Origin of the sequence: Burkholderia sp. IT-111MI5, from assembly GCF_949752865.1 — a bacterium.
GTDB lineage: Bacteria > Pseudomonadota > Gammaproteobacteria > Burkholderiales > Burkholderiaceae > Burkholderia > Burkholderia pyrrocinia_C.
The window spans coordinates 40,923-66,581 of the sequence record NZ_CATKIF010000073.1 but is presented as its reverse complement, the minus strand read 5'-3'; the positions used below and the strand labels follow the sequence as shown (position 1 = coordinate 66,581).

The 25,659-nt window shown below is 67.7% G+C and carries 23 protein-coding genes; 14 read left to right on the top strand and 9 right to left on the bottom strand.

Going from position 1 to position 25,659, the window contains the following annotated elements; genetic code table 11:
* The first annotated feature begins 57 nt into the window (after nucleotides 1-57).
* The 5 genes from ACM6JT_RS34770 to ACM6JT_RS34750 all read left to right on the top strand — a co-directional run bounded on the left by ACM6JT_RS34770 (nucleotide 58) and on the right by ACM6JT_RS34750 (nucleotide 5,087).
* Nucleotides 58-1,332 (top strand): MFS transporter, encoded by a 1,275-nt coding sequence (locus tag ACM6JT_RS34770; RefSeq protein WP_034180881.1) that lies wholly within the window; start codon nucleotides 58-60, stop codon nucleotides 1,330-1,332.
* A gap of 208 nt (nucleotides 1,333-1,540) precedes the next feature.
* The gene (locus ACM6JT_RS34765) at nucleotides 1,541-2,332 is read left to right on the top strand and encodes a transcriptional initiation protein Tat (RefSeq protein WP_034180882.1); all 792 of its coding nucleotides are present in this window, start codon (nucleotides 1,541-1,543) and stop codon (nucleotides 2,330-2,332) included.
* 8 nt (nucleotides 2,333-2,340) lie between these two features.
* On the top strand, nucleotides 2,341-3,396 hold the full coding sequence (locus tag ACM6JT_RS34760; protein ID WP_414858170.1) for a substrate-binding domain-containing protein: 1,056 nt from the start codon (nucleotides 2,341-2,343) through the stop codon (nucleotides 3,394-3,396).
* Between the two features lie 66 nt (nucleotides 3,397-3,462).
* Nucleotides 3,463-4,140: a c-type cytochrome gene (locus ACM6JT_RS34755; RefSeq protein ID WP_414858258.1), complete on the top strand. Its 678-nt coding sequence runs from the start codon at nucleotides 3,463-3,465 to the stop codon at nucleotides 4,138-4,140.
* The gene (locus tag ACM6JT_RS34750) at nucleotides 4,137-5,087 is read left to right on the top strand and encodes a c-type cytochrome (RefSeq protein ID WP_414858169.1); all 951 of its coding nucleotides are present in this window, start codon (nucleotides 4,137-4,139) and stop codon (nucleotides 5,085-5,087) included. Before ACM6JT_RS34755 ends, ACM6JT_RS34750 begins: the two co-directional genes overlap by 4 nt.
* Before the next feature lie 34 nt (nucleotides 5,088-5,121).
* Here ACM6JT_RS34750 and ACM6JT_RS34745 read toward each other — a convergent pair whose 3' ends face one another.
* The 3 genes from ACM6JT_RS34745 to ACM6JT_RS34735 all read right to left on the bottom strand — a co-directional run bounded on the left by ACM6JT_RS34745 (nucleotide 5,122) and on the right by ACM6JT_RS34735 (nucleotide 9,259).
* A complete protein-coding gene (locus ACM6JT_RS34745; RefSeq protein WP_414858168.1) occupies nucleotides 5,122-7,047 on the bottom strand; it encodes an SMP-30/gluconolaconase/LRE-like region family protein in 1,926 nt (641 codons plus the stop codon).
* 486 nt (nucleotides 7,048-7,533) lie between these two features.
* Complete coding sequence (locus tag ACM6JT_RS34740) at nucleotides 7,534-7,965, bottom strand: GFA family protein (RefSeq protein ID WP_414858167.1); 432 nt, start codon at nucleotides 7,963-7,965, stop codon at nucleotides 7,534-7,536.
* 100 nt (nucleotides 7,966-8,065) lie between these two features.
* Nucleotides 8,066-9,259: a porin gene (locus ACM6JT_RS34735; RefSeq protein WP_105390240.1), complete on the bottom strand. Its 1,194-nt coding sequence runs from the start codon at nucleotides 9,257-9,259 to the stop codon at nucleotides 8,066-8,068.
* 303 nt (nucleotides 9,260-9,562) lie between these two features.
* On the opposite strand from ACM6JT_RS34735, the gene ACM6JT_RS34730 reads away from it, so the two are divergent.
* The 3 genes from ACM6JT_RS34730 to ACM6JT_RS34720 all read left to right on the top strand — a co-directional run bounded on the left by ACM6JT_RS34730 (nucleotide 9,563) and on the right by ACM6JT_RS34720 (nucleotide 11,583).
* Nucleotides 9,563-10,195 (top strand): LysE family translocator, encoded by a 633-nt coding sequence (locus ACM6JT_RS34730; protein ID WP_105390239.1) that lies wholly within the window; start codon nucleotides 9,563-9,565, stop codon nucleotides 10,193-10,195.
* A gap of 12 nt (nucleotides 10,196-10,207) precedes the next feature.
* Nucleotides 10,208-10,744 (top strand): GNAT family N-acetyltransferase, encoded by a 537-nt coding sequence (locus ACM6JT_RS34725; RefSeq protein WP_414858166.1) that lies wholly within the window; start codon nucleotides 10,208-10,210, stop codon nucleotides 10,742-10,744.
* Between the two features lie 104 nt (nucleotides 10,745-10,848).
* Nucleotides 10,849-11,583, top strand: coding sequence for a metallophosphoesterase family protein (locus ACM6JT_RS34720; protein ID WP_034180890.1), 735 nt, complete (start codon nucleotides 10,849-10,851; stop codon nucleotides 11,581-11,583).
* A gap of 20 nt (nucleotides 11,584-11,603) precedes the next feature.
* On the opposite strand, the gene ACM6JT_RS34715 is transcribed toward ACM6JT_RS34720, so the two are convergent.
* Both ACM6JT_RS34715 and ACM6JT_RS34710 read right to left on the bottom strand, forming a co-directional pair.
* Nucleotides 11,604-12,926 carry an ATP-binding protein gene (locus ACM6JT_RS34715; RefSeq protein WP_034180891.1) on the bottom strand — a complete coding sequence of 441 codons (1,323 nt, stop codon included), beginning with the start codon at nucleotides 12,924-12,926 and terminating at the stop codon, nucleotides 11,604-11,606.
* Nucleotides 12,923-13,663: a response regulator gene (locus ACM6JT_RS34710; RefSeq protein WP_111018914.1), complete on the bottom strand. Its 741-nt coding sequence runs from the start codon at nucleotides 13,661-13,663 to the stop codon at nucleotides 12,923-12,925. The genes ACM6JT_RS34715 and ACM6JT_RS34710 overlap by 4 nt, the downstream gene beginning before the upstream one ends.
* 219 nt (nucleotides 13,664-13,882) lie before the next feature.
* On the opposite strand from ACM6JT_RS34710, the gene ACM6JT_RS34705 reads away from it, so the two are divergent.
* The 3 genes from ACM6JT_RS34705 to ACM6JT_RS34695 all read left to right on the top strand — a co-directional run bounded on the left by ACM6JT_RS34705 (nucleotide 13,883) and on the right by ACM6JT_RS34695 (nucleotide 15,824).
* Complete coding sequence (locus tag ACM6JT_RS34705) at nucleotides 13,883-14,455, top strand: thioredoxin family protein (RefSeq protein WP_414858165.1); 573 nt, start codon at nucleotides 13,883-13,885, stop codon at nucleotides 14,453-14,455.
* Between the two features lie 162 nt (nucleotides 14,456-14,617).
* Nucleotides 14,618-15,199, top strand: a complete 582-nt coding sequence (locus ACM6JT_RS34700; RefSeq protein WP_414858164.1) for a PAAR domain-containing protein — start codon at nucleotides 14,618-14,620, stop codon at nucleotides 15,197-15,199.
* A complete protein-coding gene (locus ACM6JT_RS34695) occupies nucleotides 15,192-15,824 on the top strand; it encodes a type VI secretion system amidase effector protein Tae4 (RefSeq protein ID WP_414858163.1) in 633 nt (210 codons plus the stop codon). The genes ACM6JT_RS34700 and ACM6JT_RS34695 overlap by 8 nt, the downstream gene beginning before the upstream one ends.
* Before the next feature lie 578 nt (nucleotides 15,825-16,402).
* Here the strand turns inward: ACM6JT_RS34695 and ACM6JT_RS34690 are convergent.
* The gene (locus ACM6JT_RS34690; RefSeq protein WP_414858162.1) at nucleotides 16,403-17,041 is read right to left on the bottom strand and encodes an FMN-binding negative transcriptional regulator; all 639 of its coding nucleotides are present in this window, start codon (nucleotides 17,039-17,041) and stop codon (nucleotides 16,403-16,405) included.
* Nucleotides 17,042-17,164: 123 nt separating this feature from the next.
* Between ACM6JT_RS34690 and ACM6JT_RS34685 the strand changes: the two genes are divergently transcribed.
* Entirely contained in the window at nucleotides 17,165-18,700 is a 1,536-nt protein-coding gene (locus ACM6JT_RS34685; RefSeq protein ID WP_414858161.1) for a PLP-dependent aminotransferase family protein, read from the top strand.
* A 97-nt stretch (nucleotides 18,701-18,797) separates the two neighbouring features.
* Complete coding sequence (locus ACM6JT_RS34680) at nucleotides 18,798-21,029, top strand: penicillin-binding protein 1A (RefSeq protein ID WP_414858160.1); 2,232 nt, start codon at nucleotides 18,798-18,800, stop codon at nucleotides 21,027-21,029.
* Nucleotides 21,030-21,065: 36 nt separating this feature from the next.
* On the opposite strand, the gene add is transcribed toward ACM6JT_RS34680, so the two are convergent.
* Both add and ACM6JT_RS34670 read right to left on the bottom strand, forming a co-directional pair.
* Nucleotides 21,066-22,166 carry an adenosine deaminase gene (gene add, locus ACM6JT_RS34675; protein ID WP_414858159.1) on the bottom strand — a complete coding sequence of 367 codons (1,101 nt, stop codon included), beginning with the start codon at nucleotides 22,164-22,166 and terminating at the stop codon, nucleotides 21,066-21,068.
* 44 nt (nucleotides 22,167-22,210) lie between these two features.
* Nucleotides 22,211-23,560: an NCS2 family permease gene (locus ACM6JT_RS34670; protein WP_034180898.1), complete on the bottom strand. Its 1,350-nt coding sequence runs from the start codon at nucleotides 23,558-23,560 to the stop codon at nucleotides 22,211-22,213.
* A gap of 94 nt (nucleotides 23,561-23,654) precedes the next feature.
* Here ACM6JT_RS34670 and ACM6JT_RS34665 point away from each other — a divergent pair, with 94 nt between their 5' ends.
* Nucleotides 23,655-24,566, top strand: a complete 912-nt coding sequence (locus tag ACM6JT_RS34665; RefSeq protein WP_034180899.1) for a LysR family transcriptional regulator — start codon at nucleotides 23,655-23,657, stop codon at nucleotides 24,564-24,566.
* A 27-nt stretch (nucleotides 24,567-24,593) separates the two neighbouring features.
* Here the strand turns inward: ACM6JT_RS34665 and ACM6JT_RS34660 are convergent, their stop codons facing one another.
* The gene (locus ACM6JT_RS34660; protein ID WP_414858158.1) at nucleotides 24,594-25,646 is read right to left on the bottom strand and encodes a nucleoside hydrolase; all 1,053 of its coding nucleotides are present in this window, start codon (nucleotides 25,644-25,646) and stop codon (nucleotides 24,594-24,596) included.
* Nucleotides 25,647-25,659 lie beyond the last annotated feature (13 nt).

Below are 25,659 nucleotides of genomic sequence, written 5' to 3'. Positions count from 1 at the left end.
CGCGGCGAACGATGGAAAAGACATGACGGCCGGCCCACCGGCACGAAGGAGACAGACATGAAGCAGAAGTCGCAGGCATGGTTCACGGTATTCCTGCTGTTCATCGTGTATGGCATCAACTATCTCGACCGCGTCGCGCTGTCGATCGTCGCGCCGATCGTGCAGACCGATCTCGGCATCGACGCCGCGCAGATGGGCATCGTGTTCAGCACGTTCTTCGTCGGCTACGCGCTGTTCAATTTCATCGGCGGGCTCGCGTCCGACCGGCTCGGGCCGAAGCTCGTGTACGTGCTGGCGGTCGGGCTCTGGTCGATCTTCTGCGGGATGACCGCGCTGACCGTCGGCTTCGTGAGCCTGCTGATCGTACGGCTGCTGTTCGGCATGGCCGAAGGCCCGCTGTGCTCGGCCGCGAACAAGATGGTCAACAACTGGCTGCCGCGCGATGGCGCCGCGACCGCGATGGGGCTGCTCAGTGCGGGCTCGCCGCTCGGCGGCGCGATCGCGGGGCCGATCGTCGGCCTGCTGGCCGCGCAGTTCGGCTGGCGGCCGGCATTCTGGATCGTCTGCGCGATCGGGCTCGCGTGGGTCGTGCTATGGATGGCGTCGACGTCGGACCGTCCGGCCACGCCGGTGAACGACGCGCCGAACGTGCCTGCCGCCGCCCGCGCGGGTGACGACGACGCATCGGCGCCCGCGCGCACGCTGTCGCACTACGTGCGCCAGCCGCGCATCCTCGCAACCGCGGTCGCGTTCTTCAGCTACAACTACGTGCTGTTCTTCTTCCTGAGCTGGTTCCCGAGCTATCTCGTGCGCGCGCATCACCTGAACATCAAGGAGATGAGCATCGCCACCGTCGTGCCCTGGCTCGTCGGCACGGTCGGCCTGGCATGCGGCGGCGCGATCTCGGACGCGCTCTACCGGCTCACCGGCAACCTGCTGCTGTCGCGCCGGATCGTGCTCGTCACCTGCCTGCTCGGAGCGGGCGCATGCGTCGCGATCGCGGGCACCGTGCAGTCGACGCAAGGCGCGGTCGCGCTGATGTCCGTGTCGCTGTTCTTCCTGTACGTCACCGGCGCGATCTACTGGGCGATCGTGCAGGATGTCGTGCACCCGGCGCGCGTCGGCGGCGTGAGCGGCTTCCTGCATTGCATGGGCAGCCTGTCGGGCGTGATCGGGCCGGCTGTGACCGGCCTCATCGTCGAACGCAGCGGCTCGTTCGCGGCCGCATTCGTGCTGGCCGGCGCGATCGCGCTGACGGGCGCCGTACTGGCAGCCGTATTCGTGCGCAACAGCCGGCCGTCGGAAGTCCTGCGCGAACGGGCGGCGCACTGACGCCCGCCGCGCGACATTCGCAACGCGACGCCGCTTCAGCCGGCGTCGCCCCCTCCCGCCCAATCATCGGACCCCCGAATATCTCCCATCCGATATCGCGATTTCCGGGATCGATCGCGCGCCCCTAGACTGGCTACGCGATGGCGACGCTGCGCCGCTGCACGGCAACGCGACACGCCCCCACAAAAACGATCCCGGGAGATAAGCCATGTCCGACCGGCATGCGCGCCGAGGCGCGCTCAAGACACTCGGCCTCGCGGCCGGCACCGCACTGCTCGCGGCCACGCGCCACGTTCAAGCGGCGGCGCCCGAAACCGGCGCGCTGCTGCCCGGCGCCGCGGCGCGCCTCGCCGACCTCACGCGCCGCCTCGCGGCCGTGCCCAGACGGCGCGACTTCAAGACGGTGCCGATGATCCTCGATCGCCCCGACCAGTGGGATCACGCGGCGCTCGCCGAAGTGATCGGCTATCGCGGCGGCCCGAAGCAGGTGTGGGACAACACCGAGCTCGGCGGCCCGTGGCTGAACCTGATGCGCAATTCGCTGAACGCGCAGATCTGGTCGTACGGCCATCCGGATTTCCTCGTCGTGTCGGCCACGCACGGCAGCGCGCATCTCGCGCTGTTCGACCAGGCCGCGTGGGACAAATATGGCCTCGCGAAACTGGCCGGCGCCGCCTTCCCGGCCAACACGCTGCTCGACGCGAAGCCCGCGCAATCGAAGGGCGCGCAGGATCACGCGTTGCCCGACGGCGCCTTCTCGTCGCACGACAACAGCATCGCCGCGCTGCGGCAGCGCGGCGTCGTATTCCTGTCGTGCCACAACGCGATCTGGGAACTCGCGGAACGGCTCGACGGCGCGAACGCGAATCCCGACAAGCTGCCGCTCGACGCGCTCGCCGCCGACCTGACCAACCACGTGATCCCGTCGGCGATCGTCACGCCGGGCGCGGTCGGAACGCTGCCCGAGCTGCAGCAGGCCGGTTTCACGTACGCGAAATGAGCTCCACGATGACCTCGATCCACTCGCAATCGCCGTCGCGCCGCCGGCGGCGCACGCTGCGCGCCGCGCTGGCCGCGTGGCTGTGCTGCGCGTCCGCGCTTTCGCTCGCCGCCACCGCCACCGCCACCGCCACGACCATCTTTCCGCCCTGGCAGGACGGCCGCAACAACGACGCGATTCATCGTGGCCTCGAATTCACGGTGCCGCAGGTCGACGTGCTCGCCGATTTCCACGGCGACCTCACCGCGCCGAAGCTCGTGCTGTTCGTCGGCGGCAACTACTTCTTCGCGATGGCGCCGCTCGTCGCGAAGTTCGAGGAAGACCATCCCGAATACCGCGGCCGCATCTACTGGGAAACGATCCCGCCCGGCCTGCTCGTGAAGCAGATCCACGCGGGCGGCACGATCACCGTCGGCAACATGACGTGGACGGTCAGGCCCGACGCGTATTTCGCGGGGCTCGGCAAGATCGACGGGTTGATCGCGGACGGCACGCTCGCGGGCCCCGCCGTGCCGTACGTGACGAACCAGTTGACGATCATGGTGCGCGCGGGCAATCCGAAGCGCATCGCGTCGCTGAACGATCTCGCGCGGCCCGACGTGAAGCTCGCGATGCCGAACCCGGAATTCGAGGGCGTCGCGCGGCAGATCCACGCGTCGCTCGCGAAGGCCGGCGGCGACGCGCTCGCGCGCACCGTCTATGACGACAAGGTGCGCGCCGGCACGACCGAGCTCACGCACATCCACCATCGGGAAACCGCGCTGTTCCTGATGCAGGGGCGCGCGGACGCCGGCGTGCTGTGGCAATCCGAAGCGGCGTTCCAGGAGCAGGTCGGGCATCCGCTGATGCACATCGACATTCCGGCCGCGCAGAATACGACGGCGATCTATGCGGGCGCGATGGTGAAGGACGCGCCGCATCCGGAAGCCGCGCGCGCGTGGCTCGCGTTCATCCGGTCGCCGGAAGCGTTCCGGATTTTCCAGCACTACGGCTTCGGCCGCTACGATGCGACAACCCCGGTGCAGCACCTCGCGCCGGGGCAGGACCGGCCCGACGCAGGCTGACGGCAAAGGCCCGACCGCATGGCGGCGCGCACGCGACATACAACAAGGAGGGGACACGTGAACGATATGGTCGACACACGGCGACGCCAGATCGCACCGCTGCTGCTTGCCGCAGCGGCACTGCTGGCCGGCCACGCGCACGCGGACGACGCGACGCTCGGCAAGACGCTCGCGACACAAGGCTCGGCGACGGGCGTCGCCGCGTGCATCGGCTGCCGTGGCAGCCAGGGCGAAGGCAACCCAGCGGCCGGCTTCCCGCGCCTCGCGGGCACGAACGCCGTGTATCTGTCCGCGCAGCTTGCCGCGTTCGCGGACGGCAGCCGCCAGAATCCCGTCATGCAGCCGCTGTCGAAACTGCTGACGCCGCACGAACGCGACGCGGTATCCGCGTACTTCGCGAGCCTGCCCGCACCGGCCGGCGTCTTCACCGCCGACGACACGTCGATCGATGCCGCGAACACCGGCGCGTGGCTCGCGACGCGCGGGCGCTGGTCGCAGGGCCTTCCCGCATGCGCGCAGTGCCACGGCCCCGGCGGCCTCGGCGTCGGCACCGCGTTTCCGCCGCTCGCGGGGCAGCCTGCCGCGTATATCGCCGGCCAGTTGAACGGCTGGAAACACGGCACGCGCCCGCCCGGGCCGATGGCGCTGATGCCGATGATCGCCGGCAAGCTGTCCGATACCGACATCGACGCGGTGGCCGCTTACTACGCGCGCGGCGGCGCCGCACAAGGAGACCAGCGATGATCGACCGCACGACGCTGATCCGCCGCGCACGCACCGCACTGCTCGGTGCGGCCTGGATGCCCGCGCTCGCGTTCGCGGCGGCGCCGCAGGACGCGCCGGCCGCCGCTTCCGCACCCATGGCCACACCGGCACCGGCCACAACCGCGGCGACAGCGGTCAAGCCGTTCACGCCGCCCGCCGAATCCGCGATGCCCGCCGACGGCTTCGGCAAGACCGTGAAGCTCGGCGAGCAGATCTTCCTGCACACGCCCGAGTTCGCGGGCAAGTACGTCGGCAACAAGCTGACCTGCGCGAGCTGCCACCTCGACGCGGGCCGCCGGCCCGATTCGAGCCCGATGTGGGCCGCGTACCTGCTGTATCCGGCCTACCGCAGCAAGAACGGGCACGTAAACACGTTCGCCGAACGCCTGCAGGGGTGTTTCCAATACAGCATGAACGGCAAGGCGCCGCCGGCCGGCGACCCGATCCTCGTCGCGCTCGAAACCTATTCGTACTGGCTCGCGAAGGGCGCGCCGATCGGCACGAAGCTGCCGGGGCAAGGCTTCCTGAAACTGCCGCCGCCCGCGCAAAAAGCCGACTACGCGCGCGGCGCCGCCGTCTACACGCAGCACTGCGCGCTGTGCCACGGCGCGGACGGCCAGGGGCAGTCGAGCGGCGGCAAGCCGGCCTTCCCGGCGCTGTGGGGCGCGCGTTCGTTCAACTGGGGCGCGGGGATGGGCGACATCCGCAACGCGGCCGGCTTCATCAAGGCCAACATGCCGCTCGGGCTCGGCGGCACGCTGACCGATCAGGAAGCGTGGGATGTCGCAACCTTCATGGACAGCCACGAACGTCCGCAGGACCCGCGCTTCACCGGCTCCGTGCAGGACACGCGCGCGAAGTTCCACGATTCGCCCGACTCGATGTACGGGCTCGGCGTGAACGGCCGCGTGCTCGGCGCACCATGACGCCAGGCCGCACCGGCCAGCTCGGCCGGCGCGGTCACGGACGCCAGCGATACACGACGATGCTCGTCCCGTTGTAGTTGTCCTTGGTAATCACGTACTCGCCGGTCGAGCGCAGGTATGCACGCACGCCGTACATCGAGTCGACGTCGTTGCCGACGTCCATCGCCGACGTGTTCGAATTCGTCAGCGTGGTGACGAGCGCACCGGTGTTCAGGTCGAACACGTCGATGTTCGGCACCGTGTGCACGTAGCCGACGAACAGGTAGTGGCCGGCCGCCGCGATCGATTTCGGGTTCGCGCTCGTCAGGTTGATCACCGGATTCGGCGCGCTCGTGTTGCCGTTCTTCCAGCCGTGATAGACCTCGATGTGTCCGTTCATCGCGGTCCAGTCCCAATTGCCCGCGAGGCCCTGCGCGAGGATCATCGTGTCGCTGTCCGCCTGGTAGATGATTCGCGTGACAGGCGACACGGTGCTCGGCACGGGCGTGGTCGTCGGCTTGCCCCATGACGGCTTGCCGGTCGCGTCGAAGCCCGTCATCGGGTAGCGGGAAATCGCGTTGGATCCGTCCAGCCCTGCCCACACGTCGCCGTTGTCGTCGATCGCGAAACCGGCCGTCACCTGCAGCGTCGTGTTGAACGGCTTGCCCGGGAGCGAGCCGGCCGGAATCGCGATATAGCCGCTCGCCGTGTTGAAGTAATAGAAGTTGAAGTTGCCCGGATTCTGGCCCGTCGCGACGAGAATCCGTTTGCCGCCGACCATCACGAGCTGGCCGAAGTGCTGGCCGCGCTGATAGTCTTTCATGTCGAGGCGCGGGTCCTTCGGATAGGTGAACGGGTCGACCGTGTTCGCGACGAACGTGCCGCCCGCCGAACCCGTGTACACGTTGTTGCCGCTGTAGAAGAACGCGCCGTCCGTCACCGGATCGGGCGCGGCGATCCCCTCGAAGTTCAGCGCCTGCAGCTTCCATTGCAGCACGCCCGTCGGGCTGTACGAATGCAGGTCGGTGCTGCCGTTGCGGCCGAGATCCCAGCCGCCGCCCCATGCGTTGTTCAGCACGTACAGGTTGCCGGCCGAATCCTTGCCGAGCGCGGCGACGCGCGTGAAGCGCTTGTCGCCGACCTGCCCCTTGATGCCCGTCGTCGTGTCGAGATAACCGCCCTGCACGCCGAACGTGCCGACCTGCATCGGCAGGCCGAGGAGCCCGCTGTAGACCTTGATGTTCATGTCGGGCCCTTCATCGCCCACCATCAGCTGGCCCATCGACGCATCGAAGTACAGCGACGCCGGCCGCGCGCCGGCCGCCATCTGGATCGTGTTCATCGCCGCGCCGGTCGCGCTGAACTGCGCGACGACGCCCGCGCTCTTGCGCGCGACCCACAGGTTGCCGGCGGCGTCGAGCGCCAGCGCGCCCGGCCCCGATACGCCGATGTCGCGCTGCCACACGCCGTCGGTCGTATAGACGCGCACGCGGTTGCCGTAGAAGTCGCTCACGTACAGCAGGTTGCCGGCCGTCGCGAGGCCCGTGATCACGTCCGCGTACTGGACGCCCGTCCACACACTGACCGGGATGCGCAGGTCGCGCTGGTTCGTGCCGCGGTTGTAGCGGCCCACCGAGCCGCTGCCGAAGGTGCGGTTGTAGCCGAGCGCGACGAACAGCGACGACGAATTGCCGGTGATCGCGCCGCCCTGGAATTCGTCGTGGATGCCGATCGTGCCGAGCGGCTGCCCGTTCTGGTAGATCGCGACGCCGCCCGCGTTCTCGTCCCAGCGCGACGCCGTGTAGATCACGCCCTCGGGCGCAACCCACATCGAGCGCGCGCCGTTGCCCACGTGCGCGGCCAGCGTGCCGAACGTGTTCGCGAGCCAGTCCGTCGAGTATTGCGCCTGCGCGGGACTCGCGGGCGCCAGCACGGCGATGCACATTCCCAGCAATGCCGCGCGAATTTGTTTCATTGACATGAATAATACTCCCGGACGATCGTGTGTCGACACTGTAAATCGCGACGCATGAAATATTGGTGATTCAGGCAAAAGCGCATTCGTCGCCATCCCGAATTATTCACCGCGTGCTTTATGCCGTCCGGCGCTTTTTCGTCAATGATGGTCAAACCCGCTCGCCGTACCGAAACGACCCGCCGGCAGCGCGATTTCGGCGCCTTTCCCCGGCATTTTCTTCCGGGTCGCCCAATGCGAATGCGTCATTTTTTCTGACATGCCCGCATTGCCATTTCATTTCGCCGGAAAGAGGCTCGATGATTACAAATCGAAATTAAAATGAAAGAGAAAAAATATTATCCGGCGCAATCGGCGTTTCGCAAACTGGCGTATCGGGCGTGCCGCGAACGCGGCGGGAGGAAGGGCGGGCGGAAGAAAGAAAGGAAAGCTGAAGAAGGATGCGGCGGAACAAGCCGCGCGTCGGCCGTGCCGGCACGCGGTCGCGATCGTTCAGTTCGCGTTGTCGAGCGTCGGGCCGTCCCAGCCGTCGAGGTATTTCGGCAGCGCATCGATGACGTCGATCACGCGCTGCCGATAGAACAGGTGCATCGTCGGCTGCAGGTCGTCCGGCAGTTGCCCGCCGTGCGCACGCGCGGTCAGGCTGTTCGGCACGACTCGCATGCCGAACCGGTTCGTTCCGGACACGATCTCGCCACACGACACGCACCATGTGCGCGACATCGACTTCGACGGGTGCGGGAACGTTGCGCCGGTGCCGTCGACGGCAACCTGCTCCGGCGGCCACGCGGTCGCGGACAGCATCGGCGTGCCGTAGAAATCGCGGCAAGTCGCGCAATGGCAGTTCGCGCGCGCCGCCGGCTCGCCGCGCAGCGTGACGGTGACGGCACCGCACAGGCAGCGCGCAGAAAGCGTTCGGGTCATGTCGTCTCCTCGAAGAACAGAGGCGACAGTATAGGAGCCAGCGTGCAACGTCGCCCGCACCGGCTGCGAACGACGTTGCGGCCGCAACGAATGCTGCGCGTCAGAACTTCTGGCGCAGCCCGAGGCTGACGATCGCCTGCGACCGCGAGTCCGATGAATGGCCATTCGCCTTGTCTGACACCGACGCGGTCGCGGCCACCGGCCGGCCGAGCGCATCGAGCGTCATGCCCGATGCATGCTGGTACGCGCCGAGCAGGTACACGCTGGTGCGCTTCGACAGGTCGTAGACGGCGCCGAGCGTGACGTTGTGATACTGCGCGCGGTCGTCGACGCCATCGACATCGCTGCCGCGCGTATAGCTGTAGCCGGCGAACAGTTGCGTCTGCGGCCGCACGTTCCAGCGCGTGAACACGCCCGCGACGTTGAACGTCGCGTGGCCGGCGAACAGCGAACGGTCGCCGCTGCGGTACTGCACGTTGCTGTAGTTCACGCCGACGACGGCCGGGCCGAAGTCGTACGTCGCACCCGTCGCGATGACCTGCTGCGACTGCGCGCTCGCATAGCCTTCGTTGATCGACGAGTTGAACAGGCCGTCGTCGGTGCTCTGCCATTTGCCCGTCGTCGGGTCGGTCGCGCCCGTCTTGCTGTTGTCCGAGCGCTCGTAGCCGACGCCGACGCGCAGCGGGCCCGCCGCGTATGCCGCGCCGACGCTCCACGTGTTGCGCTGCTTCATGCTGCCCGGCTGGCCGCCGAAGCCGTACAGCGCGCCGAACGTGAAGCCCGCGTAGTTGGCGCTCGTGTACTTGATCGAGCTGTCGACGCGCGCGGTCTGGTCGAGATCGTCGATGTCGCCCGGGTGTGCGCCGAACCCGCCGATGAACGACGACGGGCCGACCGGGCTCACGAAGTCGTCGAGCGACGTGTACTGCCGGCCGAGCGTGACCGAGCCGTAGCGGTCGCTGCCGATGCCGACGAACGCCTGCCGGCCGAACTGGCGGCCGCCCTGGCCCGACGTGCCGTTGGCGATGTCGAAACCGTTCTCGAGGACGAACAGCGCGCGCATCCCGCCGCCGAGATCCTCGGAACCCTTGATGCCCCAGCGGCTGCCGGACAGGTTGCCGGTCGTGAGCCCGACGCTCGAATGCCCGGTGTACGCGCCGGCCGAGCCGACCCGTTCGTTGCTGCGATAGGTCACGCCCGCGTCGACGATGCCGTACAGCGTGACGGAGCTTTGCGCGGAAGCGATGCCCGCGAGCGAGAGCAGCAGCGGTGCTGCGATCAGTTGCTTGTTCATGGTTCTGTGTCTCCGGGCGGTGAACCCGTTGTTCTGGCTTGATGTTGCGAGTAGCGCGCGGGCGGCGAGATCCGCCGGCAGTGCGAGGCCGGCGGCGTCCGCGCGCGGCGTCGCGGCGGGCAGGCCCGCTGCGGCCGCCATGGTAGTTGGAACCGGTCCCAGACTAAAGCGCAATAATGAAAACAGTTTCTTGCCAAAATCGAGATAGTCGAAAACACGGCCAGGCACACGATCGCCGTGCCTGTACAGCACGGGCGCACGCCCCCGATAATCGAACGCGCGCCATCCATCGGGAGTTCCTTCATGAATGAAACGACCCTGCTGATCTTCGCCGCCGTCGCGTTCGTCGGCATCGCGACACCCGGCCCGACCGTGCTGCTCGCGCTGACCAACGGCTCGCGCTACGGCGTGCGCCGCGCGGCCTACGGCTTCGCCGGCGCGATGCTGTCCGACTTCGTGCTGATCGTCGCGGTCGCGCTCGGCCTCGGTGCGCTGCTGATGGCGTCGGCGTTCTGGTTCTCGGTGGTGAAGTGGCTCGGCGCCGCATACCTCGCGTATGTCGGCATCCGGCTGCTGACGTCGAAGGGTTCGCTCGACGTCGCCGCCGCGCATGGCAGCGCGGCGCCCGGGCGCAACGCGTCGATCTTCGCGAAGAGCTTCCTGACCGCGGTGACGAACCCGAAGGGCTATCTGTTCTTCTCCGCGTTCCTGCCGCAGTTCCTCGATCCGTCCGCGCCGCTCGCGCCGCAATACGTCGCGCTCGCGGTCACGTTCGCGCTGCTCGACGGGGCGGTGATGTTCGGCTATGCGCTGCTCGGCGCACGCGCGGTGCGGCTGCTGAAGCGCTCGGGCGCGCTGTGGCTCGAACGCACGTGCGGCGCGATGCTGCTCGCGCTTGCCGGGTCGCTGGCGCTGTACCGGCGTCATGCCGCGTAGGAGCGGGTTCCGATGAGAGTCGATGCGCCGCCCCGCTCCGGCTTTCCGGGCCTGTCGCTCAGGCAGCTCGAACGCGCGGATCTCGGCGCGTGGTATGCGTACCTGTCGAACCCCGACGTGATCCGCCACACGAGCTGGAACCTGCGCTCGCGCGACGATCTGCTGCCGCTGTTCGACAACGTCGAATCGGCCGACCCCGATTCGATCCGGCGTCTTGCGATCGTCGACACCGCATCGGGCGCGCTCGCCGGCACGATCGGGCTGCATACGGTGTCCACCGCGAACCGCTCGGCGGAAATCGCGTACGACCTTGCGCCGGCGCACTGGGGGCGCGGAATCGCGAGTGCAGTGTGCGAAGCCGTCACCGCGTGGGCATTCGCCGATGGCGGTTTCATGCGCGTCCAGGGCGTCGTGCTGACCAGCAACGCCGGCTCCGCGCGCGTGCTGCAGAAGTGCGGCTACCGCTACGAAGGGCTGCTGCGCGCGTACCGGATGGTGCGCGGCACGCCGGGCGATTTCGCGATGTACGCGCGGCTCGCGACCGACTGACTGACTGACTGACTGACGCATCGCACCGGGCCTCACCGCGGATGCGATTGACCGGCCCGCGCCGAATTGGCGACAATCGCCGTTCCCTGCCTCGACGGTCCGCCATGAAAATCGCCGCGCTCTCCGACATCCACGGCAATCTCGCCGCGCTCGACGCTGTGCTCGACGACGTCCGCCGCCGCGGCGCCGACGTGATCGTCAATCTCGGCGACATCGTGTCGGGCGCGCTCCATCCGGCCGAAACGGCCGACCGCCTGATCGCGCTCGACCTGCCGACCGTCAAGGGCAATCACGAACGGCAACTGCTCGCCGACGATCGCGAGTCGATGGGGCTGTCGGATCGCTGGGCGCGCGACACGCTGCGCGCCGACCATCTCGACTGGATCGCCGCGCTGCCCGAACGCGTGACGCTCGACGACGACGTGCTGATGGTGCACGGCACGCCGGCCAGCGACCTCGTCTATTTCCTCGAAACGGTCACGCCCGACGGCTGCCGCGCGGCCACGCCCGACGAGATCGCGCAGCGCGCGGGCGACGCACCGGCATCGCTGATCCTGTGCGGCCACACGCATGTGCCGCGCACCGCGAAGCTTGCCGACGGCCGGCTGATCGTCAACCCGGGCAGCGTCGGGCTGCAGGCGTACACGGACGACCGGCCGCATCCGCACCGGATCGAGACGGGCTCGCCGCATGCGCGCTACGCGATGGTGTCGCGCACGGCGGCCGGCTGGAACGTCGAATTCCACGCGGTCGAATACGACTGGCACACGGCCGCCGCCACCGCGGCATCGCGCGGGCGCGACGACTGGACCGTCGCGCTGCGCACCGGCCGGTGCTGACATGCCCGCGCCGTCTCACATCACCCCGCATTCCTCAGCGTCAGCCTCGCCTCCAGCCCGCCGCCGTCCGGCCGGTTGTTCAGCGTGAGCGTGCCGCCCATCGCGAGCGCCAGTTGCCGCGCGATCGCAAGACCGAGCCCCGTGCCGCCCGTCTCGCGATTGCGCGACGTCTCCACGCGCCGGAACGGCTCGAACACCGCGTCGAGCTGATCGTCCGGAATGCCGGGCCCGCGATCGAGCACGGCGATGACCGCGCCGCCATCCGGCGCGGCGTGCACGTCGATCTCGGCCGCGCCCGCGAACTTCAGCGCGTTGTCGACGAGGTTGCCGACGATGCGGCGCAGCGCCTTCGGCCGCGTGACGAGCGCGAGCGGCGCGCGGCTGTGCAGTGCGACGTCCTGCCCCGCATCCGTGTAGTCGTACACGATGCTGTCGAGCAGCGCGTCGAGATCGATGCGGCGCGCGGCTTCCTCGGTGCCGTGCAGCGTCCGTGCATACGCGACGCCCTCCTTCACCAGATGCTCCATCTCGATCAGGTCCTGGCGCAGCTTCGTGCCCTGCACGTCGTCGTCCATCACGTCGACACGCAGCCGCATCCGCGTGATCGGCGTCTGCAGGTCGTGCGAGATCGACGCGAGGATCTGCATGCGTTCGGCCATGTACTGCGCGATGCGGTCCTGCATCGCGTTGAACGCACGCGCGGCGCGTGCGACCTCGGACGGCCCGTCTTCGTTCAGGCGTTCGCCCTTCAGGTCGGGGCCGAGCGCGTCGGCGGCCTGCGCGAGCTGCTTGAGCGGACGCGTCGCGAGCCGCACCGCGAGCCAGCAGCACGCGGCCAGCACCGCGAGCTGCAGCACGAGCACGACCGGCAGCCAGCCCGACAGCGGCACCGTCGACATCGGATGAATGTCGATCGTCAGCGGCGACCCGTCGGTCAGCCGCAGGTGCACCTGCAGATGTTCGCGGTCGCCGGGGAGCGCGTTCGCGGTCAGCGGGTAGTCGCCGCCGATGCCGTCGGAAATCGACCGCTCGACGCGCGCCGACAGCCGCGCTTCCGGCGGCGTGCCCGTTTCGCCGGGCCCGAGGATGAACGTATAGCTGCGCCGCGCGAGGCGCGGCAGCCACGCGGCGCGCTCGGCGGGCGGCAGGTGGTCGAGCAGCGCGACCGAGCTCGCGACCTCGCGCTCGATGTAGCCCATCATCAGGTTGGTGGTCGCCTGGTCGCGCTCGGTCACCGTGAGCCAGAACGACAGCGTCTGCGCGAGCGCGAGGCCCACGCACAGGATCAGCGCGAGCCGCGCGAACAGCGAGCGCGGCCAGTGCCGCAGCGTGCGCGCGCTCATGACGTACCGTCGACGGCGGTCACGGCCGACGAGAACACGTAGCCCTCGTTGCGCAGCGTCTTGATGTAGCGCGGTTCGCGCGCACCGTCGCGCAGCCGCTGGCGCAGCCGGCTCACGAGCAGGTCGATCGACCGGTCGAACGGGTCGGACTGCCGCCCCTGCGTGAGGTTGAGCAGCTGGTCGCGCGTCAGCACGCGCTGCGGATGGTCGAGGAACACGCGCAGCAGCCGGTATTCGGCGCCGCTCAGCGCGACCAGCGTGCCTTCGGCGTCGAGCAGGTGGCGCCCCGTCGTGTCGAGCCGCCATTCGCCGAACGCGAGCAGCTCGGCCGTTTCCGTCACCTGCATGCCGGGCGGCAGCATGCGCGCGCGGCGCAGCACCGAGCGAATCCGCGCGAGCAGCTCGCGCACCGCGAACGGCTTGGCCAGGTAGTCGTCGGCGCCCATCTCGAGGCCGATGATGCGGTCGGTTTCCTCACCGCGCGCGGTCAGCATCAGCACGGGCACCGTGCGGAACTTGCCGGCGCGCAGGTCGCGGCACAGCGTCAGGCCGTCCTCGCCCGGCAGCATCAGGTCGAGCACGATAAGGTCGGGCGCGCCGTCGTCCAGCGCGTTGCGCATCTCGCGGCCGTTCGCGGCCAGCGACACGCGCATGCCGTTCTTCTCCAGGTAGCCCGCGATCAGTTCGCGGATCGCGCGATCGTCGTCGACGATCAGCACGTGGTCGATCTTGTCCATGAGTCGGTGTCGGGTAGTTCGGCAGGTGTTGTCCGCTTTTATACCGCACGGCGGGCATGTGTTTGTATCCCAATGTATCGCGCCGCCGTGACGACACACAACATTGCACACGCGCGGCTTGCCGGACATATCTCGGATACGTCGGCGCAGCCTAATGGGGCCTGTCGAAACCCGTCCGGCCGCCGCTCCGAGCGGCGGCCTCCCGATCAGGAGAACGCCATGCTGCCCCGCCTCAAGACCGCCACCCTCGTCATCGCCCTCGCCGCCACGGCCGGGCTCGCCGCCTTCGCCGGCACCCGCGACGACGCGGGCATGACGACCTCGCTGACCGGCACGCCGGCACCCGATTTCACCGGCATCGACCGCTGGCACAACAGCACGCCGCTCAAGCTCGACCAGTTGCGCGGCAAGGTCGTGCTGGTCGATTTCTGGACGTACTCGTGCATCAACTGCATTCATACGATTCCGTACGTGAACGACTGGTACCGGAAATATCGCGACCAGGGGCTCGTGGTGGTCGGCGTGCATACGCCCGAATATCCGTTCGAGCGCGACGCGGGCAACGTCGCCGATGCGATCAAGCGCTTCGGCATCCAGTACCCGGTCGCGCAGGACAACCGCTACGACACGTGGCGCGCGTACGGGAATCAGTATTGGCCCGCGCTGTACCTGATCGATGCGAACGGCAAGGTCGTCTATACGCGTTATGGCGAAGGCGGGTACGACAAGACCGAGGCGGCGATCCGCGGTGCGCTCGCGCAGGCGGCGACAGGGGAGAAACGGACGCAATAGAGGGTACCAGCAGCCGGCGGAAACCGATTCGGCGATCGCAGCATGATGTTTTGTCCGCAACAGTTGATGGCTGCAACGTTCCATCTCAACCCATCCTATCAATATCAAGATACGTTATAGCGCCGCGCAGCTACGATTACTGCTTTCCGAGAGGGCCGAACAATGAATAGAAGAATTGCCGTTGTTGGCGATAGTCTTTCAAGCGGCGGGACAATTAGCCCATACGACGGCCCGCGATTCCTCGTGCACGGCCATCAAGCAGCCCTGATTGGGGGTAGTGCATTCTGCCCCGCATGCCAAAGCATCGGCACCATCGCGAAAGCAGGCGGCCCATATCGACTCAAGTTCCGGGGAGAAGTAGCGCTAGACGACGATGTCGTCCTGTGTGGCTGCTCGACTCCACCTCGCATCGTTGCATTACTTGCCGGTGAGGCGTGGTGCAGTGACGGGCTAAAGGGCCTCGGAGAAGTTGTTTCGAGTCGCACGACAACGGGAGGCGTCGCATCGATCAGGAAAGGCGCATTTCACCAGCAAGTCGCGGCGACGGTGGCCAGCGGTGCTATTGTCAGGCCAGAAGGCTATCCGTACTACATCGAGACTGCGGACGGACGCGTACATTCAGGCGTGCTCGATGCGAGCGGCGAGCTACCACGCATCCATACCGGTGATGCCTCAGGAGAGTTCACCGTCTATTGGGGAGACGAGGCCATTGCCAAACAACACGGAGGGGTAAGGCATGCCTAATCCCGCCACGAAGGTCCGCACGATCGACACACCGAAATCAAAGAAGCCCGTACAACTCAAAGCGCTATCCTTTCAGGAGCTTTGGAACGCGTACCCGACTAAAGACCCATACAACGACCCCACTGGCGAGTATGAGAACCAATGCGCCATTCGCATGAGCGTCACGTTTCACAGCATTGGTAGCGACATGAAGTCGTTTTCGCAAAATGTGTTAAAACCGATGCCTGACAAGAAGACGCTCGGCCGTTTGATTCTGAATGGAAAGGCGACCGCGACCCGCGCTTACGAACTGGCCGAATGGTTGAAGCTTCGTCCGTTTCTAGGTATGGGTAAACCTGAAAACATCACCGGTCAGGAATGGCAAGACAAGGTAAAAGGTCGAACCGGCATCATCTACTTTTTCGGCTATTGGCGGCAGGAAGGCGACTCCGCCGGTGCATTGAGCGGCGGCCATATTGATTTGTGGAACAAAGATACGCTTACTCCGTCTTTTGCTTCATTTTGGCGGTTTCGCCTTGGCAGACAAACAATGCCAGATCCAATGTCATGGTTTCGTGGCCGAATCGAGAATCGGATATCTGATCTAGGGGAATCCAAGGAAATTTTATTTTGGGAAGTGAAATGAAGCGCATAGCTTTCGTTGCTCTAGGTTTCGTATGGGGTCTACTCGTCACGGGGGCATCGTTCTATATTTTCAATCGAATCAATTGGCCCAAACCATCGTCCCCTTCAGCCGGTTGTGGAGAACCCTGTGGATCTCACGCCGGGCTAGTCGCGACGATGCTATTTATTCTCTTATGGCCATCGATTGTCTTTGCCGCACTCAATGCCTTTTCTTACAAACGATGGTCTCAGCGCAAATGGACCGTCTCGTTCGCCGCCGTGACCTTGTTGGCGGTTCTGTTTCACCTTGCGACCTATGTGATGCCCATGCTAGGCCCTAGCGCCTAACCATTCGCCCCATAGAGGCCAAATGAAACGGCTGCCGACATCACCGGATGGTTTTTTTTTGAGGGGCTCGTTGCATGGATTTCCGTTCATACGACTTATTCTCAACAATGCTTTCTGATTCTCCTATCGCCGTCGATTGTCTTTGCCGCACTCAATGCCTTGTCATACAAACAATGGCATTGGCGCAGATGGGCCGTCTCGTGCGCCGCCGTGACCTTGTTGGCGATCCTGGTTCACTTTACGGCCGCAGCGCTATTTAACCTTGCGCTCGATTTCCATCAGCATCGCTTCCCCGATCGCAAGCTTCCCGTCCGCGATCAGCGCGTCGCCGGCGCCGCGGATATCCTCGGCCGCCTTGTTCTGCCCGAGCTTGCGCTTGCCGACGAGCCGCGTGATCTCGATCTGCAGCCCGACGATCGCCTGCAGCATCGTGTCGAGATAATCGGCCGGCGCGTCGCCCATCTTCCACGGTACCGGCTGCGACGCTTCGTGCGTGCGCGTCAGCCGCGCGACCACGCTGCGCACGAACTTCTCGTCGTCGCGCACCGTGATGCGGCCGTGCGCATGCACGACCACGTAGTTCCAGGTCGGCACCTGGCGGTGCGCGACGTGCTTGCTCGGATACCAGTTCGGCGAGATGTACGCGTCGCCGGCGCGGAAGATCACGAGCACCTCGTCACCGTTCGCAACGTCCTGCCAGACCGGATTCGCGCGCGCGACGTGCGCATGCAGCTCGCCGAGCCCGCCGTCGCCCGGCAGCAGCTCGAACGGGATGTGGTTCGCGTCGAGTCCGCTCTTCCCGTGCGTGATCAGGCTGCCGAACGGATGCTGCACGATCAGTTCGCGCAATGCGTCGGGGTTGGGCTCGTTGAAATCGGCGGGGACGTACATGTCGGCTCCACGGTCGTGCGGCGGTTGAAATGGCTCGGGCGCTGGCCCGTCTTGCGCAAATTGTTACCCCAAACTGGTTTATGCTGTAGAGCCGGTTTGGAACATTTTCAGCAGACCAGAATCATGGCAAGAACGGCCCGGAACATCGAAATCCCGTCGCTCGGCGCGCTCGACCGCGCGGCCGGCGACCTGAGCCGCCAGCTCGCGCAGGCGCTGCGCGACGCCGTGCGCCGCGGCGATGTCCGTCCGGGCGATACGCTGCCATCCACGCGGCTGCTGGCGGCCGCGCTGCAGGTCGCGCGCGGCACCGTCGTCGACGCGTATGCGCAGCTGGTCGCCGAAGGCTTCCTCGAATCGCGCGGCGGCGCGGGCACGCGGGTCGCGCACGCACTCGCCGAGCCGCCGCCCGTCGACGAGCCCGAACCGCCCGCCCAACGCAGGCGCCCGGCCCACGCCGGGCTGCCGGAGCCGGCCGCCACCTTCGCGCGGATCGCCCGCGAATTCCTTCCGCTGCCGGCCATGCCGTTCGCGATCTCGGTGCCGGTCGGCCTCACCGCGCCCGACGACATCTGGCGCCGGCTCGGCAACCGCCTGCGCGCGCGCGGCGCCGGCGCGCCGTCCGGTTATGCCGATCCGCAAGGCGCGCTGCCGCTGCGCGAAGCGATCGCCGGCTACGTGCGCCGGTCGCGCTCGGTGCGCTGCACGGCCGACCAGGTCGTGATCACGAGCGGCACGCAGCAGGGGCTGCATCTCGCGAGCCAGGTGCTGCTCGGTGCGGACGACCAGGCGTGGGTCGAGAATCCGGCCTATCGCGGCATCACCGCGCTGCTCGAAAGCACCGGGCGACGCGACGCGATGGTCCGCGTGCCGGTCGACGCCGACGGCATCGACGTCGACGCGGGCATCCGCCTGGCGCCGCATGCGCGGGCCGCATTCGTCACGCCGTCGCACCAGTACCCGCTCGGCATGCCGCTGAGCATGGCGCGGCGCAACGCGCTGCTTGCGTGGGCGCGCACGCATCACGCATGGGTGGTCGAGGACGACTACGACAGCGAGCTGCGCTACGAAGGCTATCCGTTCCCGTCGCTGCAGGGGCTCGCGCCCGACCGCGTGATCTATCTCGGCACGTTCAGCAAGATCCTGTTTCCGTCGCTGCGGCTCGGCTACGTGATCGCACCCGACGATCTCGTGCCCGCGTTCTGCGGCGCGCGCGTGCTGATGGATCGCCATGCACCGACCGCCGACCAGCACGTGCTGGCCGCGTTCATCGCGGAAGGCCATCTCGACCGCCACATCCGCCGCGTGCGCGGCGTGTACGCGGAGCAGCGCGCGCTGCTGATCGACACGCTCGGCGCGCGGCTGCCGCGCGAACGCGCATGGGTGCAGCCGGGCGACCAGGGGATGCACGTCGTGCTGTGGCTCGCCGAAGGGATCGACGATCTCGACGTGGTCGCGCGCGCGGCGCAGGCCGGCGTCGCGGTGCGCGCGGTGTCGCCGATGTTCGCGCCGGGCACGGCCCGCCCGGGGCTCGTGCTCGGCTTCGGCGGGTTCGGCCGTGCGCAGATGGAGGCGGCCGCGCAGCGGCTCGCGGACGTGGTTTCGTCGGAAGAATCGCGGCCGGTCGCGCCGCAAAAGGTTGTCCGCAGGCAACAAACGTAATCGTCTGTAAATCCTGCAAGCAAACAGCCGTTTCGGCCGCCGGCAAGCGTGCGCCGTTTGCTAGGATCGCGCCTCTTCCGTCCACGCCCCTGCCGCCGTGAATCGCTTCGTGCCGTTTCTTCGAGACGCGTGGCTCCGTTGCCGCGCCCGTGTCGCGCCGCTCGCCGCCGCCTGCCGTTCGCGCACCCGCGCGCTGTGCGCCGGCGTGCTGCATCGCCTGCGTCATCCGACGCGGCGTGGCGTGGCACTGACGCTCGCCGCGATACCGGTGCTGGGCCTGCTGGTCCTGCTTGCGTTCGTCCCGTTCACGCCGAGCATCGGCGACATCCGCAAGGCACGCATCGATCGCCCCGCGCGCGTGCTGTCCGCCGACGGCGAGCTGATCGCCGAGTTCCGGCCCGTCAACCGCGAATGGGTGCCGCTCAAGCAGATCTCGCCGCACATGGTCGACGCGCTGATCGCGACCGAGGATCACCGCTTCTACGCGCATCACGGCATCGACTGGCGCCGCACGATCGCGGCCGGGCTGCATACGTTCTCGGGCGCGCGCCAGGGCGGCTCGACGATCACCCAGCAGCTCGCGCGCAACCTGTACCCGGACGAAGTCGGCCGCTCGCTGACGCTCACGCGCAAGGTGAAGGAGCTGATCACCGCGTTCAAGATCGAGACGGTGTACAGCAAGGACGAGATCCTCGAAACCTACCTGAATACCGTGCCGTTCCTGTACAACGCGTTCGGCGTCGAAATGGCCGCGCGCACCTACTTCGGCAAATCGGCGAACCAGCTCGACATCGCCGAAAGCGCGACGCTCGTCGGGATGCTGAAGGGCAACAGCTACTACAACCCGGTGCTGAATCCGGAACGCGCGGTACAGCGGCGCAACATCGTGCTCGACCGGATGGCGACGATGGGCATGCTGTCGCCGCGGCAGCTCGCGAAATTGCAGCGCCAGCCGCTGCGCGTCGACTTCGAGCCGCAGACGGCGCAGCCCGGCCTCGCGCCGCACTTCGCGGTGCAGCTTCGCAAGTGGCTGATCGCGTGGGCCGACCGCAACAACTACGACCTCTACTCGGATGGCCTCGTCGTGCGTACGACGCTCGATGCGCGGCTGCAGGACATGGCGACGCAGGCGCTGACGCAGCAGACCGAGCGGCTGCAGGCGATCGCCGACAGCGCATGGCGCGGCCCGTCCGGCTGCGGGCTGCGCAACGACCTGTTCCGCGGCTTCATCCGCCAGACACCCGACTATCGCAGCGCCCGCGACGCGGGGCTCGCGGATGCGGCGGCGCTGAAGCAACTCGGCGCAAATCGCGAGTTCATGCATGCGCTGTGCGAACGCAAGACGCAGGTGCAGGCCGGCTTCGTCGCGATCGATCCGCGCAACGGTGCGATCAGGGCATGGGTCGGCAGTCCCGATTTCGGCAGCGAGCCGTTCGATCACGTCGCGCAGGCGCGGCGCCAGCCGGGCTCGACGTTCAAGCCGTTCGTCTATGGCGCCGCGTTCGCGGACGGCATGCGGCCGGGCGATACGTTCATCGACCGCCCGGTCGCGATTCCGATCGACGGCCGCGCGGTCTGGCGCCCGACCGACGAGGAGCCGCCGACGGGCGAGCCGATGACGCTGCGCGACGCGCTCGCGCTGTCGCGCAATCGCATCACCGCGCAGGTGATGCAGCAGGAAGGCGCCGCGAAGGTCGCGCAGCTCGCGCGCGCAATGGGCGTGCGCGACAGTCCGCTCGACGCGGTGCCGTCGCTCGCGCTCGGCACGAGCCCCGTCACGCTGAAGGAGATGGTGTCCGCGTACGGCACGATCGCGAACCGCGGCGTGTACGTCGCGCCGCAGGCGATCACGCGCATCGAGGATCGCGACGGCAAGGTGCTCGCCGCATTCGGCAGCGCGCCGCCCGAACGCGCGTTGCCGGCGCCTGCCGCGCAGACGCTCGTCGACGTGATGCGCGATGTCGTCGATCGCGGCACCGGCGCCGACATCCGTTCGCGCTACGGGATTCGCGTGGATGTCGCCGGCAAGACCGGCACGACGCAGGACAACACGGACGGCTGGTTCATCCTGATGCATCCGCAACTGGTGGCCGGCGCATGGGTCGGCTTCGACGACGGCAGCGTGACGCTTCGCAGCGACTACTGGGGTGCGGGCGCGCACAGCGCGCTGCCGATCGTCGGCAGTTTCTACGATGCGGCGCTGCGCGCGCGTGCGATCGATCCGCATGCGCAGTTCTCGCCCGACTTCCGGCCGCGCAGCGCACCGGCGCCGGCGCCGAGGCGGCGCCCGCATCCCGGCCTGTTCGACTGGCTGAAGCTGTTCCGCTGAGCATGCCGTCGGCGGAACATATACATACAACTGCGCTCAGCCCGCCGCGATAGTGGCGGCCAGCACATCGAACTCCGGCGCCCACGCCGCACGCCACGTTGCCTTCGTCGCGTCGTCCACCCACGCGCCGTCGATCCCGTTCAGCATGAACTGCTTCAGCTCGGCAACGGTGAAGCCGAAATGGCTGAACATCAGCTCCCACGCCTCGCTCGGGTTGACCTTGTGCAGCGTCGGATCGTCGGTATTCGGATGGATCTTCAGCCCGAGGCCCGGCATCTTGCGCATCGGATGCAGCTCCGCCCATTGCTCCGGCGGCAGTGTGCGCAGATAGTATGAATTCGTCGGCACGACGGTGAAGACGATCCCGCGTTCCGCATAGCGCGCGCACAGCTCGGGGTTATCGACGATCGTATAACCGTGATCGACGCGGTCGACCTGCAGCAGATCGACGGCCGTCTCGACGTTGCGCCACGGCATCCCGAACTCGCCCGCATGCGCGGTCGTGCAGAAACCGGCCTCACGCGCGTTGCGATACGCCTTCCAGAACAGTTCCGGCGGCCGGTCGTTCTCGCGATAGTCGATCCCGAGCCCCGCCACTTCATCCGCGCGATTCGCCTTCATCCACTCGACGATCGCGACGGCCTCATCGGAATCCTGCTCGCGGTCGATGCTCGGGATCAGGCGTGCGCCGATCCCGAAATCACGCGCGGCATCGCGGATCGCCGTCACGATCGCAGCTTGCGCGTCCGCATACGCGATGCCCGATACGCGCACCGTGCCGGTCGGATTCCAGAAGAATTCCGCATGCCGCACGTTGTGTGCGGCCGCATCCTCCAGATACTCGTATGCAATCCTTCGCAGATCGTCGGGCTGTGTAAGCAGATACTTGTCGAGCGCGCGCAGCACGTGCAGCACGCCGACCGGCTTGTCGCCGCGCGCATAGAACACATCGATCTCCGCGCGCTCGATCGGTGCACCGCTGCGTTCCGCGAGCGCGACGAACGTGTCGTGCCGCACCGCGCCGAGCAGGTGGCAATGCAGCTCGACCTTCGGCAGCGCGTGGAAGAAGGCCCGATGGGCCGGCGTGATCTCGATGCCCGTGCGCGCGGCCGGGACGTTGCCTGGTGTTCCCTTCATGTCTTTCTCTTTGGGTATTGCGGTTGCGTCGCGAAAGCCGTCTCTCAGTGCGGCTTCACGACAGTCCAGAAGTAATAGCCGAGCGGAATCGCGAGCACGACGAGCCCCCACGACACGTCGCGCCAGCGGCCGGCCAGCAGCTTGACCAGCACGTAGCACAGCAGCCCGCCCGCGATGCCGGTGCCGAAGCTGTTCGACATCAGCGTGAGCAGCACCATCGACATCACGGGCAGCGCATCGGTGAAGTCGTCGAAATGCGTATGGCGGATCGTCGCGAACATCGACAGCCCGATCAGGATCAGCGCCGGTGCGGTTGCCTCCTTCGGGATCGCGAGCGCGACCGGCACGAACAGCAGCATCGCGGCGAACAGCACGGCCGCGGCCAGCGACGACAGCCCGCTGCGGCCGCCGGCCTCGACGCCCGCCGCCGATTCGATCAGCGCGGTCAACGCGGGGATGCCGAACACGGGCCCGATCGTCGCGGCGAGCGAATCGACGAGGAACGGCCGGTTGATGTCCGGCAGGTTGCCGTGCTCGTCGAGCAGGTTCGCCTTCGCGCCGACCGCGAGCGCGGTGCCGAGCGTCGAGAAGAATTCCGCCGCGAAGAACGCGAACAGGTAAGGTGCAGCCGCCAGGCTCAACGCGCTGCCGATATCGAGCTTGAACGCGATCGGCGCGATGCTGTGCGGCAGCGACACGAACGACGCGGGCAGGTGCGTGACGCCGAGCGGCACGCCGGCCGCAGCCGCGGCGAGGATCGCGATCAGGATCGCGCCGGGCACCTTGCGCGCCTGCAGCACGACCGCAACCGCCAGGCCGATCAGCGCGACGAGCGCGCCCGGCCGCGAGAAGTCGCCGAGCGCGAACGCGTTGGTCTTCGCGTTCGCGACGACCATCCCCGCATTGCGCAGCCCGAGCATCGTCACGAACAGCCCGATCGACGCGCCGAGCCCGAGCTTGATCTGCACCGGAATCAGCCGCACCACGACGCCGCGCGCGCCGAGGATCGTCAGCAGGAAGAACAGCACGCCCGACACGCACGCGATGCCGAGGCCCGTCTGCCAGCCGACGTGTTCCGTCGTCGCGAGCGTCACGCCGACGATCACCGAGCCGCCGATGCCGGGGCCGACGAGGAACGGCAGGTTCGCATAGAGCCCCATCAGCGTGGTGAACAGCACGAACACGACGATCGTCGCGGTCGTCGCCGCGCCGCGCTCCATGCCGCCTGTCGCGAGCAGCGACGGGATCACGACGAGCAGGTATGCGGCCGCGAGAAACGACGTGACGCCCGCGATCGTCTCGGTGCGCACGCTCGTGCCGCGCGCGGCGAGCGCGAAGCGGCGTTCGAGCCAGTTGGCCGGCGCTCGCGCCGGCATCGTGTCAGTCGCTGACATGGTGGTTCTCCTGTGATTCCGAATATTGTCCTGTGCCGATTCATGCAGCGCGGTCTTATACTGCCGCGTACCGCACCCCGACCGTTATTGCCCGATGTCGTCCGACCGCTCGTCGCTGCTGCCCGCGCTCACGCTGCGGCAGGTCCAGCACTTCGTCGTGCTCGCCCATGCACGCAGCTTCACGCAGGCCGCGCAGGCGCTGTCGCTCACGCAGCCCGCGCTCACCGCGTCGATCCGCCAGATCGAGTTCCTGCTCGGCGGGCGCCTGTTCGCGCGTTCCGCGCACCGGCTCACGCTGACGTCCGCGGGCGAAGCCGTGCTGCCGCTCGCCGAACGCCTGCTCAACCAGGCGCGCGGCACCTTCGACGACATGACGCGGCTCATCGGCGAACGCATCCAGACCGTGCGGATCGCGTTCATCCCGTCGGTCGCGGGCCGCCTGCTGCCCGCACTCAACACGCTGCGCGGCACGCATCCGACGCTGCGCTTCACGCTCACCGACCTGCCGAACAGCGCACTCGTCGAAGCGGTGCGCGACGGCGTCGCCGATCTCGGCATCGGCGTGCGCGAACCGGACAGCGACGACGGCACGCTGCGCTACCGGCAACTGTTCGAGGACGAGATCGTGATCGTCGTGCGGCACGACGATCCGCTTGCCCGCGCGAAGAGCGTTACGTGGGCGAAGCTCGTCGATCGCGAACTGGCCGTGTTCGTGCGCGGCAGCGTCAGCGAATCGCTGCATCGCACCGGCGGCGCCGAGAAGCTGCGCCTGAACGTCACGTACCGGATGGAATACACCGAGCCGCTCTACGCGCTCGCGCGCAACGGCCTCGCGACCGCCGTGCTGCCGAGCCTCTACACGATGCATCTGCACGATCCCGAACTCGTCGCGCTGCGCGTCGACAAACCGCGCGTCACGCGCGCGATCTCGCTGATCTCGCTCGCCGCCGACGATCGCGGCCCGCACGTGCGCGCGTGCCGCGAGTGGATCGCCAAGCACATCTGATTCCGTTCGCCGCGCGACGTCACGCGCTCAGGGCAGCTTCGCGATGCGCTCGACCAGCGCCGCGTAGAAGCGGTCCGCGTCGACCTCGTTGATCCATGTCGCGTTCGCCGCCCGGCCGCTGCGCCCGTTCCAGTCGACGATCGTCTCGCCGAGCGTCCACTGCCCGGTCGTCTCGACGACGACATTCACCTTGCGTCCGTTGAACATCGTCGGATCGACGAGATAGCCGACCGCGGTCGGGTCGTACATCGGCGCGTCGTCGACGCCGCGCCGCTTCTTGTTGTACGCGAGCTCGGCCGTCATGATGTCCGCGACGATCGCGCCGCAGCGGTTGCCGAGCGCGCGAAACGGCGCAACGCGCGCCGGTGTGATCGGCGCCTTCACCGCGACGTCGCGCGGCAGCACGACGATCGGCACGCCGCTGCCGAACACCACTTCTGCCGCCTGCGGATCGACGTAGATATTGAACTCGGCGGCCGGCGTGATGTTGCCGCGCTCGAAGAACGCGCCGCCCATCAGCACGATTTCGCGCAGCGCGCCGCGAATCTGCGGCGCTTCGACCAGCGCGGTCGCGATGTTCGTCAGCGGGCCGAGCGCGCACAGCGTCACGCTGTTCGGCGCCGCGCGGCTCAGCGTATCGACGAGGTACGACACCGCGTGGCCGGTCGCGAGCGGCGCGCGCGGCTCGTGCAGTTCGACGCCTTCGAGCCCCGTCTTGCCGTGCACGTTCGCGGCCGTCACGAGCTCGCGCACGAGCGGGCGCGGGCAGCCCGCGTAGACGGGCAGCGTCTTCGTGCGGCCGGCCCAGTCGCGGATGATTCGCGCATTGCGTTCGGTCAGGTCGAGCGGCACGTTGCCCGCGACGGCGGTCAGCGCGCGCACGTCGAGCCGGTCCTGCGCGCCGAGCGCGAACAGGATCGCGATGGCGTCGTCCTGCCCCGGGTCGGTATCGATGATCACCGTGCGGCGCGCGGCATCGCCGCCGGCGGCGAACGCACCCGTTTCGGGCAGCAGCGCGGTGCCGGCCAGCGCGGCGGACAGTTTCAGGAAGGTGCGGCGCGATGCGATCGGATGGGTCATGGTCGGGCTCTCA

Coding starts and splice junctions, on each gene's coding strand:
- ACM6JT_RS34665 (WP_034180899.1), top strand. CDS start 23,655: ATGTCGTCCGACCGCTCGTCGCTGCTGCCCGCGCTCACGCTGCGGCAG.
- ACM6JT_RS34710 (WP_111018914.1), bottom strand. CDS start 13,663: ATGGACAAGATCGACCACGTGCTGATCGTCGACGACGATCGCGCGATC.
- add (WP_414858159.1), bottom strand. CDS start 22,166: ATGAAGGGAACACCAGGCAACGTCCCGGCCGCGCGCACGGGCATCGAG.
- ACM6JT_RS34760 (WP_414858170.1), top strand. CDS start 2,341: ATGACCTCGATCCACTCGCAATCGCCGTCGCGCCGCCGGCGGCGCACG.
- ACM6JT_RS34755 (WP_414858258.1), top strand. CDS start 3,463: ATGGTCGACACACGGCGACGCCAGATCGCACCGCTGCTGCTTGCCGCA.
- ACM6JT_RS34670 (WP_034180898.1), bottom strand. CDS start 23,560: ATGTCAGCGACTGACACGATGCCGGCGCGAGCGCCGGCCAACTGGCTC.
- ACM6JT_RS34690 (WP_414858162.1), bottom strand. CDS start 17,041: ATGTACGTCCCCGCCGATTTCAACGAGCCCAACCCCGACGCATTGCGC.
- ACM6JT_RS34740 (WP_414858167.1), bottom strand. CDS start 7,965: ATGACCCGAACGCTTTCTGCGCGCTGCCTGTGCGGTGCCGTCACCGTC.
- ACM6JT_RS34720 (WP_034180890.1), top strand. CDS start 10,849: ATGAAAATCGCCGCGCTCTCCGACATCCACGGCAATCTCGCCGCGCTC.
- ACM6JT_RS34735 (WP_105390240.1), bottom strand. CDS start 9,259: ATGAACAAGCAACTGATCGCAGCACCGCTGCTGCTCTCGCTCGCGGGC.
- ACM6JT_RS34725 (WP_414858166.1), top strand. CDS start 10,208: ATGAGAGTCGATGCGCCGCCCCGCTCCGGCTTTCCGGGCCTGTCGCTC.
- ACM6JT_RS34765 (WP_034180882.1), top strand. CDS start 1,541: ATGTCCGACCGGCATGCGCGCCGAGGCGCGCTCAAGACACTCGGCCTC.
- ACM6JT_RS34770 (WP_034180881.1), top strand. CDS start 58: ATGAAGCAGAAGTCGCAGGCATGGTTCACGGTATTCCTGCTGTTCATC.
- ACM6JT_RS34705 (WP_414858165.1), top strand. CDS start 13,883: ATGCTGCCCCGCCTCAAGACCGCCACCCTCGTCATCGCCCTCGCCGCC.
- ACM6JT_RS34715 (WP_034180891.1), bottom strand. CDS start 12,926: ATGAGCGCGCGCACGCTGCGGCACTGGCCGCGCTCGCTGTTCGCGCGG.
- ACM6JT_RS34730 (WP_105390239.1), top strand. CDS start 9,563: ATGAATGAAACGACCCTGCTGATCTTCGCCGCCGTCGCGTTCGTCGGC.
- ACM6JT_RS34695 (WP_414858163.1), top strand. CDS start 15,192: ATGCCTAATCCCGCCACGAAGGTCCGCACGATCGACACACCGAAATCA.
- ACM6JT_RS34700 (WP_414858164.1), top strand. CDS start 14,618: ATGAATAGAAGAATTGCCGTTGTTGGCGATAGTCTTTCAAGCGGCGGG.
- ACM6JT_RS34750 (WP_414858169.1), top strand. CDS start 4,137: ATGATCGACCGCACGACGCTGATCCGCCGCGCACGCACCGCACTGCTC.
- ACM6JT_RS34745 (WP_414858168.1), bottom strand. CDS start 7,047: ATGTCAATGAAACAAATTCGCGCGGCATTGCTGGGAATGTGCATCGCC.
- ACM6JT_RS34685 (WP_414858161.1), top strand. CDS start 17,165: ATGGCAAGAACGGCCCGGAACATCGAAATCCCGTCGCTCGGCGCGCTC.
- ACM6JT_RS34660 (WP_414858158.1), bottom strand. CDS start 25,646: ATGACCCATCCGATCGCATCGCGCCGCACCTTCCTGAAACTGTCCGCC.